The organism is Streptomyces sp. NPDC059499, from assembly GCF_042749285.1.
Classification (GTDB): Bacteria; Actinomycetota; Actinomycetes; order Streptomycetales; family Streptomycetaceae; genus Streptomyces.
Map to the genome: position 1 here is coordinate 26,533 of NZ_JBHYTT010000026.1, position 13,347 is coordinate 39,879.

Sequence of the window (13,347 nt, forward strand, 5' to 3'; positions counted from 1 at the left end):
CGCACCCCCCTTGTCACCGTGCCCTCGGCACCTGACCGTCGATCTTAGTTGGTCCGGTTCCCGCGCCGGCTCAGGCGCCGCTGCCGGGCTTGTTCCAGGGCCACTTGAGGGTGCGGCGCTCCCGGCCATCGGGCACGTACTCGTACACCCAGCCGCGCTGCAGCCGGAGCCGCTTCGTGTAGCCGGACGGGGCGCGCCGGTAGGCGTACACGGTGTCCGGTCCGCCGTCGGCGTCCGGCACGGGAACCTCGTACCACTTGGGCGGATGTCCGGTGGGGCCGAGCAGGACGGGCAGGACCCGGCCGTCCAGGGGGCCGCCGGTGAAGGGGGTGTTCTCGCTTTTCACGGTGCCAGTGTGACCCAGAGGACCGGACGCGGCCCCTCGGCCCGTTCGGCGGCTGAGGAAGACCCCCGGGGCCCGCCGGGAGAACCGTCCGCCGGCCCTCAGTCCCCTGCGGCCTGTCCCGGGGGCAGCAGGTGCGTCGCCGCCTCGCCGGCCACCGGGATCACCAGTGCCGCCAGCCGTCCGACGGGGCCGTCGGCGGTCTCCTGGCCCAGCAGGTCCGTCACCACGGACGCGGTCTCCGCGTCCGTGGCGGCCGTCACCGCTATCAGGCCGATCAGATGGTCGACCAGCCAGCCGCGCAGCTCGGGCGCCTCGGGCTGCTTCCCCTCGTCGAGCCAGATGAGGGAGGCCGCCTCGACGGCCGCGATCCAGGTGCGCACCATCATCCGCAGCCGGGGCCCGGCGGGCCGCAGACCGGGACCCGATCCCCTGCCCAGGTGCAGGAGGATCTGTTCGGCCGCCGCGCGCCGTACGCCGTCCACGATCGTGGTCGTACGCGAGGTCTCGGCGACGCTGCCGCCGCGCAGCAACGCGCTGAACCCGGTGTCGTGTTCGTCGACGAAGCCCAGGTAGCGGTCCAGGACCCGCCCGACCCGCTCGGTGGGCGGGCCGACGGCGGGTTCCGCGAAGCACAGCGTCAGCTTCTCGGCGGCCGACCCGAGCGCGGCCTCGTACAACTGCTGTCGCCCGCCGGGGAAGTACCGGTAGACGAGCGGCCGGGAGACACCGGCCACACTCGCCACCTCGTCGAGCGACACGTCGTCCGGGGCCCGGTGGGCGAAGAGGCTGAGCGCCGCGCCGAGGAGCTGGGCGCGCCGCTCCTCGACGCCGAGCCTTCGGTACGCGCGGGTCGGCGGGGCAGCAGCGGCGGACGTCATGCTCCGAAGCCTAGGGCCTTTCGCGAAGGGGAGTTCGCTCAGGCCAGCAGGCCCGAGCTCTTCCACAGCCTGCGTCCGACACCGTTCAGCAGCCCGATGTCGTCGAAGAAGTCCGTCAGCCGCCTGGCGCCCGTCTGCATGACCTCCGTGCGGTGGCCGCTCGCCTTCACCTGGGCGACCGCCTCCCGGCGGTCCAGGCCGACGTTCTCGTACACCTGGGGGTTGACGAAGCAGACGGAGAAGACCCGTGCCGCCTCTCCGCAGCTGACCCGGGTGAACTCCCGTTCCCAGCGAGGCGCGGTGACCATCTGGCGGCGCAGCTCCTCGCGGGCGTACCGGACGTGCCTGGCCTCCTCGACGACGTGGATGCGGGTCACCCCGCGTACCAGCGTCTGGACGCGCTCGTCCGGGAAGGTCAGCCGCTGCATCCAGTCGAGGATCTCCTCGCCGAGCAGGGTCGCGGCGAACGAACCGGGGGTGGTGGAGACGGTCTTCAGCACGCGCGCCAGGTTGTGGTAGCGCGGAGGTACCGGATAGGCGGGTCCCTTGCCCCACTGGATCATGCGCGCGAACATCATCGAGTGCCGGCACTCGTCCGCTATCTCGGTGAGTGCGTAGCGGACGTGGTTGCTGGTCACCGACTTGTCGTAGATGTGCCGGACGAGCAGCTGCATGAGGATGATCTCGAACCAGATGCCGAGGGAGGCGAGCGAAGCCGCCTCGTGCCGGGCGAGGTCCATCCGCTGTTCCTCGGACATCTTCCGCCACAGCGGGGTGTCGTAGAGGGAGACCAGCTCGGGCGGCCAGAACCACTTGCCTTCCTCGACGGGAGAGTCCCAGTCGAGCTCGGTGTCGGGGTCGAAGGAATGCTTGGCGGAGGCTTCGAGCAGGCGGGCGGCGAGCTGTTCACGGTCCTTGAGAGGGCCGAGCGCGTCACGAAGCGCCTGAACGTCCTTCTCGGTCACGGTCGTCATGGCTGAGGGCACCTCGCACGTGGGTTACCGGCGGTCATCTCTTATGAGACTGCTCGTCAGCAAGGCCGTCAATCCCTTGCGCACGACTTGTTGACCCGGCGTCTACCAACGTGTGAACCTGCCAACTGCAGTCAGCACCACGGAACGTACGATCCTCGCCAGGCGAAGGAGCTGTCCGTGTCGACACACGACCTCTACATCAACGCCCCCCAAGCCCCGTCGTGGCAGGTTCCCGCCACGGGCGCGGCCCGGTTCAGCTGGGACTACGACGACGGCCGCGAACGCCTGCTCGCCCTGTACCAGAAGGGCAAGGACAAGCAGTGGGACGGCAACAAGCGCATCGACTGGAGCCTGGAGGTCGACCCCACCGACCCGCTGGGCACCCCGGACGAGGCCCTCACGCTCTACGGCACCCCGCACTGGGCGAAGATGACCGAGCGGGACCGGGGTGAGCTGCGCAAGCACTACACCTCCTGGCAGTTCAGCCAGTTCCTGCACGGAGAGCAGGGCGCGATGGTCTGCGCGGCGCGGATCGTCGAGTCGGTCCCCGACCTGGACGCGAAGTTCTACTCCGCGACCCAGACGATGGACGAGGCCAGGCACGCGGAGATCTACGGCCGCTTCCTGCACGAGAAGATCGGGATGCTCTACCCGATCAACGACAACCTCCAGGGCCTGCTCGGCGACACCCTGCGCGACTCCCGCTGGGACATGCCCTACCTCGGCATGCAGGTCCTCATCGAGGGCCTCGCGCTCGCCGCGTTCGGCATGATCCGCGACACGACGACCAAGCCGCTGCCGAAGCAGATCCTCGCCTACGTCATGCAGGACGAGGCCCGGCACGTCGCCTTCGGGCGGATGGCACTGCGCGACTACTACAAGCAGCTCAGCGACGCGGAAATGCGCGAGCGCGAGGACTTCGTCATCGAGGGCTGCTACCTGATGCGCGACCGGCTCAGCGGGGTCGAGGTGCTGGAGAACTTCGGCATCGGCAAGCAGGAGGCCAAGGAGCTCTCCGAGCACTCGGAGTACCTGCAGCTCTTCCGCAAGCTGCTGTTCAGCCGGATCGTCCCCTGCGTCAAGGACATCGGCCTGTGGGGCGAGCGCCTGCAGAAGGCGTACGTCGACATGGGCGTCTTCGAGCTCGGGGACTCCAGCCTCGACCTGCTGATGGCCCAGGACGAGGAGATAGCCGAGCAACTGGACCGGGACCGCTTCGCGGTGGAGGAGCAGGCGCGGGTGGCGGAGGTCGCGGACGCGATAGCGGAGGGCGGTGCGGGCGGCTGAGCCGGGACCGTCCGCCGCACGGTCTCCAGCGTCTCTCGTCCGGATCGGGCCCGGCCGAGCCAGGCATGATCCGAACGAGAGCCCCTCAGTTCTCGTCGGGGAGCTCGATCGTCCTGCCCTTGTCGTCGAGCGTCCGGGTGTTCCAGTAGGTGTCCCACGTGTCGCCCTCGTGCTTGGGAACTTTGCCCTCCGGGTAGCGGGCGTAGCCCTTGGGCGGCTCCTCGTCGTCGGGCACGCACGCGCTTCCGGCGCTTCCCACGGCCAGAACCGGGTATTCGCCGCCCCCGCACGTGGCCTGCTGCATGGAGCAGGCGCTGGTGAGCAGGGCGACCGTGACGCCGCCCAGAATGAACCCGAGGGCGGTGCGTGACGGGGTGCGGAGTCGGTTGGCCGTGCGCATGGTCGGGCTCCCTCTCGTGTGTGGCTGACGGGGGTCCAGCCTGCCGTGGCCGGGGATGTGGAGCGTGAGCATGCGTACTCATATCCGGTATACGTACCGGGCGCACGGGCCGAGGATGGAGGGCATGAACTCCGTTCCCGGCAAAGGTGATTCCGCAGCGGCCCGCCGCAGCCTCGAAGCGCTCGCCCTCGGTGACGCGTTCGGGGAGCGGTGGTTCCCCCTCTTCCGTCCGCCCCGGCAGGCGTACAACGAGGTCCGGGCGCGCCGTACCCCGCATGAGCCCGTCTGGCACTGGACCGACGACACGGCGCTGGCACGCGCTCTGCATCGGCTTCTGGAGGAGTGCGGGCAGGTCGATCAGGACCGGCTCGCCCTGTATTACGCGCTGGCCTTCGACGCGGACCAGGCCCGTGGGTACGGGCACGGCATGCACATGTTGCTGCCCGAACTGCTGACATCACCTGCCGACTGGCGCACCCTGGCGCCCGGGCTGTTCGAGGGCGGCAGCCTCGGCAACGGTGCCGCGATGCGGGTCGCGCCTCTTGGGGCCCGCTTCCACGAGGACCTCGGCCGTGTCGCCGAACAGGCCGTGCTGTCGGCGGAGGTCACCCATGCCCATCCGGAAGGCGTGGCTGGCGCGGTGGCGGTCGCGGTGGCCGCGGCCCTGGCGGTGCGCGGGGAGTTCACGCTGGCCGCGGTCGCCGAGCGCACGCCCGGAGGGCTCGTGCGGGAGGGGCTGCGGCGGGCCGTGGAGGTGCCGTTCACCACGGAGCCGTGGAAGGCGGCCGATCTCCTGGGCAACGGGCAGCGCATCCGGGCCGACGACACGGTGCCCTTCGCGCTGTGGACCGCCGCCCGTCACCCGGGTGACCTGGAGGCGGCACTGTGGGCGACGGCTGAGGGCTTCGGTGACGTGGACACCACCTGTGCGATCACGGGGGGTGTGGTCGGAGCGGTGACCGGGGTGGACGGGGTGCCGGCGGAGTGGCGTCAGCGGCGGGAGCCACTGGGCTGACGGGGTGCATCTTCCGACCTCGTATCGATAGCCCATGCATCGAATGTGTGTTCACTCCGGTGACGTAACGTGAGCGCATGACCATGCCGCCCCAGCCGCCCCAAGGCCCGTACGGGCCGCCTCAGCCTCAGCGGAATCCGTACGGGCAGCAGCCCCCGGGGCCCGCGTTTCCTCAGCAGCCGGGTTACGGCTACCCGCCCCAGCAGCCGGGCTACGGATACCCGCAGCCGCAGGGCGCACCCGGGTCGTGGGGGCAGCCGCAGCCCGTGACGCAGCCGGGGGCGTACGGCTGGCAGCCGCAGCCACCGCGCAGGAAGCGGACCGGGCTGATCGTCGGCATCGTCGCCGGGTCGCTCGTCGGTGTCCTCGCCATCGTCTTCGGTGTCTACGAGCTGGTCGGCAAGGGCGCGGACGCCGTGTTTCCCGAGGCCACGCACAAGCTCGTCGTGGAGAAGACGGTCCTGGAGGGGGAGTTCACCCTCAACAAGGACATGTCGGACACCGAGGGCAAGGAGATCGAGGACACCCCCGACCCGAGCATCCGGGACGGCGAGGCCGTCGTCGCGCAGTACGGCTCCGACGAGAACGGCATGCTCGTGCTCTCCGGCATGTACGGGCGGCTCGCCAGCCCCGCGCTCATGCGGAGCAAGATCATGGAGGGGGCCGCCGAGGCGGACAACGCGAAGGTGGTCGTGCCTCCGAAGGAGTTCACGCCCGAGGGGTACGACGTCACGGTGGAGTGCCAGGTCGTGCAGTCCAAGGAGATCGGCCTGACCACCAACATGCCGATGTGCGCGTGGGGCGACGACAACACCGCCGCCATGGTCGCCGTGATCCGGCCGGCCGAGCTCAACGAGGCCCCGGAGTCGCTCGACCTGGTGAGGATCGCCGAGGACACCGCGAAGGTCCGTTCCGAGATCCGCAAGCCGATCAGCTGAACCGGCGCGGTCGCGACGGCGGCAGGGCGCGCTCCGCCGCGCATGCCATGCCCAGCAGCTCCGCGTCCGTCCCCCGGTCGGTCACCAGCTGGAGGCCGACCGGGCAGCCGTCCGGGGTGAATCCGGCCGGCATGCTCGCCGCCGGATGGCCGCTGAGGTTGAACGCCCAGGTGAGGGCCGTGGAGTAGACGTCACCGGGGCCGTCGTGACCGTGCGGCGCGTTGGGCGTCACCGGAGTGAGCAGCAAGGGCGTGCGGGCGAAGAAGGCGTCGAGCGCGCGGGCGTTGGCGGCGCGGAGCGCCCGGGTGGCCGGGGTCGGTGATCCCCCGCGTACCGCCGTCCACGCCTCCGCGGGGTCGAGCAGCGTGACGGGGTCCCTGACGAGGCGGACGACTCCGGCCGCGGCCAGCCGCTCCACCGCGGTTCGCGTCACCTCCGCGACGTCCGGGTCCACGGACGCGAAGCCCAGGTCCGGGCTGTAGGCGGCGCGGACCGGGAGCCGCGGTGGTCGTGGCGCGCACCCGTCCAGTACGTGCCGCAGATACGTCCCGGCCCGTGCCGCCGAGCTGGCGAGCACACCGGGGGAGGCGAGGCCCGTGCGGTCCGGGGAGGGCAGCAGCCCCGTGGTCGTCTTCAGGCCGAACACCCCGCACCACGCCGCCGGGATCCGTACCGACCCCGCCCCGTCACTGCCCGTGGCCAGGTCCACCATGCCCGCCGCGACCGCCACGGCCGAGCCCGCCGACGAACCGCCAGGGGTGCGGTCGGGGCGCCAGGGGTTCACCGTACGGCCGTGCGCGCCCTGCCCCCACGTCTGCCAGCGCGTGCCCGGGCCGGGGACCGAGGTCGCACCCACCGGGACGGCGCCCGCGGCGGTCAGGCGGCGGGCCGCGTACGAGCGGATGCCCGCGCGGCCCTTCACCGCGAACGGCAGTCCGGCGAGCGGAAGGTCCCGGGCGGTCAGCTCCCGGGCCAGGGCGTCCTCGTGCCACACCTCGGTGAACGCGCACAGCTCCGGGTCCAGTGCGTCGATCCGGGCCAGCGCCGCCGCCACTGCTGAACTCATGCGTCAGTCTCCGTCCTCGAGCGCCGCCTCCATCACCGCCCGGGCGATGGGGGCAGCGTTGCCGCCGCCGCTGATGTCCGCACGGTCCGCCGAGGCGTCCTCGACGACGACGGCCACGGCGACGGCCGGACGGCCCGAGTCCGGTGCCTGCGCCCAGGAGATGAACCAGGCGTACGGCGTACCGGAGTTGTCGATGCCGTGCTGGGCCGTGCCGGTCTTGCCGCCGACCGTCACTCCGTCGATTGCCGCGTTCGTCCCCGTACCGCTCTCCACGACGTCGACCATCATCCGCTGCAGCTGCATGGCCGTTGCCGGGCTCATCGCCTGCCGGTACGAACTCGAGTCCTGCCGGCGGACCGTGGCGCCGTCGGCGTCCGTCGTGCGGTCCACCAGGTGGGGGCGCCTGAGGTCGCCGCCGTTCGCCACCGCCGACGCGACCATCGCCATCTGCAGCGGCGTCGCCGTGGTGTCGAACTGCCCGATCGAGGACAGGGCGAGCTGGTCGTCGGTCATGTCCGAGTCGAAGTTGCTGCGGGCCACCCTGGAAGGGATCTTCAGGTCGTTGTCGTTGAAGCCGAACCTCCCTACCGCCTCCAGCATCCCGTCCAGCCCCACCTCCACCCCCAGGTGCGCCATCACCGTGTTGCAGGAGACCCGGATCGCCTCCGCCAGCGAGGCCTTCGCGCAGCCGCGCGCCTCGTTGGGCAGCGTGGTCGAGGTGCCGGGCAGGACGTACGGCGACGGTGTGTCCGTCGCCGCGTCCGGATCGGTCACCACACGGTCGTCCAGCGCAGCCGCGGCCGTCACGATCTTGAAGGCCGAGCCCGGCGGATAGGTCTGCCGGATGGCCCTGTTGAGCATCGGCTGGCTCGCGGACCGGTTGAGCCGCGCCCATGCGTCCGTGACGGAGGATCCCGTACCGGAGAGCACCTCGGGGTCGTACGACGGGGAGGAGACCAGCGCCAGGATCCGGCCGGTGGCCGGATCGAGGGCGGCGACCGCGCCGCGGCGGCCGTCGAGGCCCTCGTACGCGGCGCGCTGCATCGAGGCCTTGATGGTGGTGACGACGTCGCCGCCGGGCTGCCGGCTGCGCGTGATGTCGCCCCAGAGGGGGAGCGGCGCCAGGATCGAGGCCGAGCCGGACAGGATGTCGTCCTCGGCGTTCTCCAGGAGTGTGGTGCCGTACGTCTGCGAGGCGTAGCCGGTCACGGGCGCGTACAGCGGGCCGTGCCGGTAGGTGCGCTCGTACGCGAGCTGCTCGCCGGTGTTCTTGGAACCGGTGACGGGCTCGTCGCCGACCAGGATGTTGCCGCGCGGCTGGTCGTAGCGGTCGATCGTGGTGCGGCGGTTGGCGGGGTTGCTGTCCAGTTCGTCGGCCTCGAAGAGCTGGATGCGGGCGGCGTTCGCCAGGAGCGCCACGAGCAGCAGCAGACAGAAGGCGGCGGCCCGCCGGATGTAGCGGATCACCGCTCGTCCTCCGTGACCTGGGCGACGACACCGGTCTCCGCGCGGCGCGGGTCCGGGGTGCGGGACACGTCGCTGACCCGGATCAGCAGCGCGATGATGATCCAGTTGGTGACGACGGAGGAACCGCCCTGGGCCAGGAACGGCATGGCCATGCCGGTCAGCGGGATCAGCCCCATCACCCCGCCCGCGATCACGAAGACCTGGAGCGCCATGATCGAGGCGAGTCCGATCGCCAGCAGCCGGCCGAACAGGTCGCGCAGGGCGAGGCCCGCCCGGTAGCCGCGGGCCACCAGCAGCGCGTACAGCAGGAAGATCGCGGTGAGTCCGGCCAGACCGAGCTCCTCGCCCGCGGTCGCGAGGATGAAGTCGGACTTGGCGGCGAAGCCGATGAGGATGGAGTGGCCGAGTCCGAGGCCGGTACCGAGCATGCCGCCCGCGGCGAACGCGAAGAGGGACTGGGCGAGCTGGCTCGGCCCCTGCCCGGCGTTGATCGTCGCGAACGGGTCCAGCCAGTCCTCCACCCGGCTGTGCACATGGGGTTCGAACGAGCCGACGACGAAGGCGCCCGCGGCGGCGAGCAGCAGCCCGACGGCGATCCAGCCGGTCCGGCCGGTGGCCACGTACAGGAGGATCACGAAGAGGCCGAAGAAGAGCAGCGACGTGCCCAGATCGCGTTCGAGGACGAGGACACCGACGCTGATCAGCCAGATCGCCACGATGGGGCCCAGCACCCGGCCGGTGGGGAACTGGAGCTTCCAGATCTTGCGGCCGGTGTAGGCGAGCGCGTTGTGGTTCGCCGCGAGGTACGCGGCGAAGAAGACGGCGAGCAGGATCTTGGCGAACTCGCCCGGCTGGAAGGACAGTCCGCCGACCCTGATCCAGATCTTGGCCCCGTTCACCGCGGGGAAGAAGATCGGCACGATCATCAGCACCAGTGCGGCGGCGACCGAGAGGTACGCGTAACGCTGGAGCACCCGGTGATCGCGCAGCAGGACGACGACGGCGATGAAGAACGCGACCCCGAGGGTGGACCAGACCAGCTGTGTGGTCGCCGCCTGGTCCCTCGGGGTCTCCAGATCGAGCCGGTAGATCAGTACCAGGCCCAGCCCGTTGAGGAGGACGGCGATGGGCAGCAGGAGCGGATCGGCGTACGGGGCACGGAAGCGGACCGCGAGGTGGGCGAGGAGGGCGAGGAGGCCGAGACCGGCGCCGTACCCGGCGACGTCCGGGGGTACGGCGTTGTTCCTGGCGAGGCCGACGGCCGCGTAGCCGTAGACGGAGATGAGCACGGCCCCGATCAGGAGCGAGAGCTCGACCCCGCGCCGCTTGGGCAGGCGTAGCTCGGGAGGGCGCGCGTCCGCCGTCGTTGCGGTCATGCCCCGCAACGTAGCAAGACGCGGGTGCTATTTCCCTTATGTCGGCTTCGTGGCACTCGTCCTTAGCTCTGGTACGGGTTCCGGCCGGGAGGCGTGTAGCCCGGCTGCTGCTGCGCGGCGCCCTGCTGCAGGCCGTCCTGCCCCGCGCTGTGCTGCGCGAGCAGCTGGTCGGCCTGCTCCTTCGGTATCTGGCGCTCGCCACCGCAGAAGGTGCACTGCGTCGCGTACTTCGTCGAGAACGGGAACAGCGGCACGAAGAACAGCGTGAACTTCGTGACCCGCTTGCGCAGCGTGTGCGCGGCGGGATTGCCGCACCAGCCGCACACCATCGTGAGGATGGCCAGCTGGTAGATGTAGCCCCGCGTGCCGAAAATGATCATGGTGTGGTTCCTTCTCCCGTGTTCCCCAGAAGGGCCCGCCGGCACAGCGCCAGCAGTTTCTCGTCCTCATAAGTGTCGTGACTGCCGTATCCGCCGTCCATCGCGTTGTGGCGGCGTACGGAGAGGAGTTCGGCACGCAGCACCTGTGCCGCGTCCGGCCCCGCCCCCGCCACACCCATCCGGGCCAGGCATTCAGCCACCCGGACCCTGACGTGACGGTTCTTCTCCCATGCTGCCAGGAGTACCGGCACCGACTCGCCTGTCCGCCCCGTGACCTCCCACAGGGCGATCGCGGCGTCGACCCGGAGCCACAGCTCGTCGTGCGTCAGCAGGGCGCGCAGCCGGGGTGCGGCCACCGCCGCGAGCCCGCCCAGCCCGCCCAGAGCGCTCGCCGCAGCCCGGCAGTCGTGCACCTGGTCCGCCCCGAGACCCTCGATCAGCACCGGAAGCACCGCACCGGCATCCCCGTCGACCGCCCAGAGGGCCTCGGCCGCCTCCGTCGCCGCCGCGGTGCCCGGGCGCCTGATCAGCATCCGCAGCTCCGGTACGGCACACCGCGCCGCCGGACCGAACGAGCTCAGCGCCCGCAGCGCCGCCGTGCGCAGCCACTCGCCCCGGTACTCGGGTGCCCCCCGCAGCACCCGCAGCACCTCCGGCGCGGCCTCGCCCGCCCGCAGCGCCGTCAGCCCGCCGAGCAGCGGACTCGCCCGGTCGTACGCGCCCTCGTCCAGGCCGACCTCGCCCAGCCTGCGCCTGAGCACCCCGGCGAGCGGGGCCGCGGTGTCACCGAGGTACCCGATGGCGAACCCCACGTCGTGCGGCACCTCCGACCGCTCCAGGGCCGCCGCCAGTGCGGGCAGCACCCGGGCGTCGCCCAGCCTGGCCAGCGCCTTCACCGCGGAACCCAGTCCGGGCGGCCCGCTGGCCCACTCCTTGACCCAGCCACCGGGATCCCCGGCCACCCGCTCCGCCAGGGCGTCGGCGGCCGGTCCGGCCAGACAGAACAGCTCCTCCAGCACGTGCGAGGCCGCCTCGGCCAGCCGCGGCTCCGGATCGGCCAGCTGAACGCCGACGAGCCGGACCAGTCCCTCGTACGAACCGCGCCAGGCCCTGATCAGCCCGCTGCTCATCCGTACGGCATCGATCCGCTGCCACGGATCGGGGCTGCACAGCTGGTCGGTCAGCAACGCGGTGCGGTCCTCGACGCGGTCGTCCAGGCCGACGTGCAGCGTCCGCAGCAGGTCGGCGGCCCAGGGGGCGCTGCGGCCCGCCGACTCCTCCGCCGACAGGGCCCGCAGCTGCCCCAGGAGCGTCGGCGCCGAGGTGCGCTCCAGCGACGCGGTGTCACCGCCCGCGGCCTCCACGGGGTGCGGATCCGGCCGTCCGGGCCGCGAGCGCAGTTCCCGCAGCAGTCCGGACACCACTTGTACGACATCGCCGGGCAGCGCGTCTGGAGCGCACCGGGCCAGTTGCGCGAGGGCGGCGAGCCGCAGCCCCGGCGCGTACGCCTCGGCGGCGAGCCTGCTCAGCCAGTCCGCGGCCTGCCCGGCCAGCGGGCGGTGGCGCAGCGCGACCCGCCCCGCAGCCTCGACGAGGGCGAGCCGCACCTCGTCGTCGGCCTCCACCGGCAGCCGTTCCCGCAGCAGCGCCAGCACCTTGACGGGATGGCTGTGCAGGGTGGCGAGTGCGAGCGGGGCCGCGAGCCGCACGCCCGGGTCCTCGTCGGCGATCAGCTCGAAGAACACTCCCGCTCCTGCGGTGACGGCGGCTGCCGCCATCGCGTAGTTCGCCGCCCCCTCCATCTCGTCCTCGTCCAGATCGTCCTCGTCGTCCTCGTCCAGATCGATGCCGCCGATGCTGGTGAGGAGCTCCACGACGCTGCCCCGGTCCTGAATGCCGGGATCCGCGACCAGTTCGAGGAGAAACGGAATGCAGGCGAGCGTGCACGCGTACACATCGCCCTGGTGGTGAACCGCGCCGTACATCCCGTCGAGCGCGCTCTCGCGCTCCGCCGGATCGGCGGACGCGAGTCCTTGCAGGAGCCCCGGCACATCGTCGGCCGGCCCGTAGGCATGCTCCATCGAGGCCCAGTCGACCTCGTCGATCCCCGCGAACACGCCATTCCCTCCCCGTGTCATGCTCTGCATCCCGAATCCGGCGGACACCGTGTTCAGGAAGCATCTCTGCGCAGAGTGTGCACCACTGCCAGGACAATCCACCCTCCACTTGTGGCCTTTCCTCGCCAGGTGGCGCGGCAGCTGTGGAAGGGCTGTGCCCCGCCTGTCCGTCTGTCGTCCGCCTCAGCCCCCGGGGAGCGGACGCGCCTGGCCGGGATCGGTCAGCGGGGCGAGCAGATCCCCGTGCCGGTCCAGCCGTGCGGCCATGTCCCCGGCGAGGAAGACCAGCTCGGAGGGGGTCCCGCACGCCTCGATCTCGTCCCAGGTGACGGGTGCGGAGACGGCCGGGCTGTCCTTCGCGCGCAGCGTGTAGGGCGCCGCGGTCGTCTTGGCCGCGGCGTTCTGGCTGAAATCGACGAAGACCTTTCCCGGGCGCAGCGCACGGGTCATCCGGTGCACGGCCAGTTCGGGCAGTTCGCCCTGGGCCTCGACGGCCAGCGTCTTCGCGTAGGCCGTCACTTCCTCGCTGGGCGTGGGCTCCAGGGGGACGAGCAGATGCAGCCCCTTGGATCCCGAGGTCTTCCCGTACGCGGACAGCCCGTCGGCCGCCAACCGCTCCCGCAGCCAGAGCGCGACCGTGCAGCATTCGACGATGCTCGCGGGCGCCCCCGGATCCAGGTCGAACACCATCCGGTCGGCGACCGCGGGCGTGTCCCGGCACCACTGGTGCGTATGGAACTCCACCACCAGATTCGCGGCCCACATCAGCGAGGGCAGGTCCTGTACGAGGATCTGCCGGGCGTCCGGATCGTCGTGGCGGGGCACCGGGGCCGTGCCTACCCAGTCGGGTGTACCCGGGGGCGGATTCTTGGTGAAGAAGCGCAGTCCCGCCGGGCCGTCCGGATACCTGAGGAAGGACAGCGGCCGGTCGCGCACATGGGCGAGGAGGACGTCCGCCGCCGTGGCCGCGTAGTAGTGCAGCACCTCACCCTTGGTGGTGCCGGTGGCCGGGTACAGCACCTTGTCGAGATTGCTGAGCGCCAGGCGCCGCCCCTCCACCTCCGTGATCGGCGTCATACGATAAGAATCACATGAAATCGTAA

At 71.3% G+C, this 13,347-nt stretch carries 13 protein-coding genes; 3 read left to right on the plus strand and 10 right to left on the minus strand.

The genetic code is table 11. The features are described from left to right. Positions 1–70: 70 nt before the first annotated feature. From ACFW9O_RS35220 to ACFW9O_RS35230, 3 genes are all read right to left on the minus strand, one after another. Positions 71–346: a hypothetical protein gene (locus ACFW9O_RS35220; protein ID WP_384615108.1), complete on the minus strand. Its 276-nt coding sequence runs from the start codon at positions 344–346 to the stop codon at positions 71–73. Positions 347–444: 98 nt separating this feature from the next. After that, entirely contained in the window at positions 445–1,224 is a 780-nt protein-coding gene (locus ACFW9O_RS35225) for a TetR/AcrR family transcriptional regulator (protein WP_384615110.1), read from the minus strand. Positions 1,225–1,262: 38 nt separating this feature from the next. Beyond that, positions 1,263–2,198 (minus strand): diiron oxygenase, encoded by a 936-nt coding sequence (locus ACFW9O_RS35230; protein WP_384615112.1) that lies wholly within the window; start codon positions 2,196–2,198, stop codon positions 1,263–1,265. Positions 2,199–2,375: 177 nt separating this feature from the next. On the opposite strand from ACFW9O_RS35230, the gene ACFW9O_RS35235 reads away from it, so the two are divergent. Further along, a complete protein-coding gene (locus ACFW9O_RS35235; RefSeq protein ID WP_384615113.1) occupies positions 2,376–3,485 on the plus strand; it encodes a ferritin-like domain-containing protein in 1,110 nt (369 codons plus the stop codon). 85 nt (positions 3,486–3,570) lie between these two features. Here ACFW9O_RS35235 and ACFW9O_RS35240 read toward each other — a convergent pair whose 3' ends face one another. Then, the gene (locus tag ACFW9O_RS35240) at positions 3,571–3,885 is read right to left on the minus strand and encodes an SCO0607 family lipoprotein (protein ID WP_384615114.1); all 315 of its coding nucleotides are present in this window, start codon (positions 3,883–3,885) and stop codon (positions 3,571–3,573) included. Between the two features lie 124 nt (positions 3,886–4,009). On the opposite strand from ACFW9O_RS35240, the gene ACFW9O_RS35245 reads away from it, so the two are divergent. After that, entirely contained in the window at positions 4,010–4,900 is an 891-nt protein-coding gene (locus ACFW9O_RS35245) for an ADP-ribosylglycohydrolase family protein (protein WP_384615115.1), read from the plus strand. Between the two features lie 77 nt (positions 4,901–4,977). Next, positions 4,978–5,838, plus strand: a complete 861-nt coding sequence (locus ACFW9O_RS35250) for a hypothetical protein (protein WP_384615117.1) — start codon at positions 4,978–4,980, stop codon at positions 5,836–5,838. On the opposite strand, the gene ACFW9O_RS35255 is transcribed toward ACFW9O_RS35250, so the two are convergent. The 6 genes from ACFW9O_RS35255 to ligD form a co-directional block, all read right to left on the minus strand. Beyond that, a complete protein-coding gene (locus ACFW9O_RS35255) occupies positions 5,831–6,904 on the minus strand; it encodes an amidase family protein (RefSeq protein ID WP_384615119.1) in 1,074 nt (357 codons plus the stop codon). The genes ACFW9O_RS35250 and ACFW9O_RS35255 overlap by 8 nt on opposite strands. A 3-nt stretch (positions 6,905–6,907) precedes the next feature. Beyond that, the gene (locus ACFW9O_RS35260; protein ID WP_384615121.1) at positions 6,908–8,371 is read right to left on the minus strand and encodes a peptidoglycan D,D-transpeptidase FtsI family protein; all 1,464 of its coding nucleotides are present in this window, start codon (positions 8,369–8,371) and stop codon (positions 6,908–6,910) included. Further along, entirely contained in the window at positions 8,368–9,747 is a 1,380-nt protein-coding gene (locus tag ACFW9O_RS35265) for an FtsW/RodA/SpoVE family cell cycle protein (protein WP_351174950.1), read from the minus strand. Before ACFW9O_RS35265 ends, ACFW9O_RS35260 begins: the two co-directional genes overlap by 4 nt. A 62-nt stretch (positions 9,748–9,809) precedes the next feature. Beyond that, positions 9,810–10,127: a zinc-ribbon domain-containing protein gene (locus tag ACFW9O_RS35270; protein WP_351174952.1), complete on the minus strand. Its 318-nt coding sequence runs from the start codon at positions 10,125–10,127 to the stop codon at positions 9,810–9,812. After that, positions 10,124–12,244, minus strand: a complete 2,121-nt coding sequence (locus ACFW9O_RS35275) for a PBS lyase (RefSeq protein WP_384615123.1) — start codon at positions 12,242–12,244, stop codon at positions 10,124–10,126. The genes ACFW9O_RS35270 and ACFW9O_RS35275 overlap by 4 nt, the downstream gene beginning before the upstream one ends. Before the next feature lie 183 nt (positions 12,245–12,427). Then, the gene (gene ligD, locus ACFW9O_RS35280; protein WP_384615125.1) at positions 12,428–13,321 is read right to left on the minus strand and encodes a non-homologous end-joining DNA ligase; all 894 of its coding nucleotides are present in this window, start codon (positions 13,319–13,321) and stop codon (positions 12,428–12,430) included. Between the last annotated feature and the right edge of the window lie 26 nt (positions 13,322–13,347).

What these genes read in the sequence shown, in the direction of transcription:
- ACFW9O_RS35270 (WP_351174952.1), bottom strand. Translation starts at nt 10,127, where the DNA reads ATGATCATTTTCGGCACGCGGGGCTACATCTACCAGCTGGCCATCCTC.
- ACFW9O_RS35250 (WP_384615117.1), top strand. Translation starts at nt 4,978, where the DNA reads ATGACCATGCCGCCCCAGCCGCCCCAAGGCCCGTACGGGCCGCCTCAG.
- ACFW9O_RS35240 (WP_384615114.1), bottom strand. Translation starts at nt 3,885, where the DNA reads ATGCGCACGGCCAACCGACTCCGCACCCCGTCACGCACCGCCCTCGGG.
- ACFW9O_RS35265 (WP_351174950.1), bottom strand. Translation starts at nt 9,747, where the DNA reads ATGACCGCAACGACGGCGGACGCGCGCCCTCCCGAGCTACGCCTGCCC.
- ACFW9O_RS35255 (WP_384615119.1), bottom strand. Translation starts at nt 6,904, where the DNA reads ATGAGTTCAGCAGTGGCGGCGGCGCTGGCCCGGATCGACGCACTGGAC.
- ACFW9O_RS35230 (WP_384615112.1), bottom strand. Translation starts at nt 2,198, where the DNA reads ATGACGACCGTGACCGAGAAGGACGTTCAGGCGCTTCGTGACGCGCTC.
- ligD (WP_384615125.1), bottom strand. Translation starts at nt 13,321, where the DNA reads ATGACGCCGATCACGGAGGTGGAGGGGCGGCGCCTGGCGCTCAGCAAT.
- ACFW9O_RS35225 (WP_384615110.1), bottom strand. Translation starts at nt 1,224, where the DNA reads ATGACGTCCGCCGCTGCTGCCCCGCCGACCCGCGCGTACCGAAGGCTC.
- ACFW9O_RS35245 (WP_384615115.1), top strand. Translation starts at nt 4,010, where the DNA reads ATGAACTCCGTTCCCGGCAAAGGTGATTCCGCAGCGGCCCGCCGCAGC.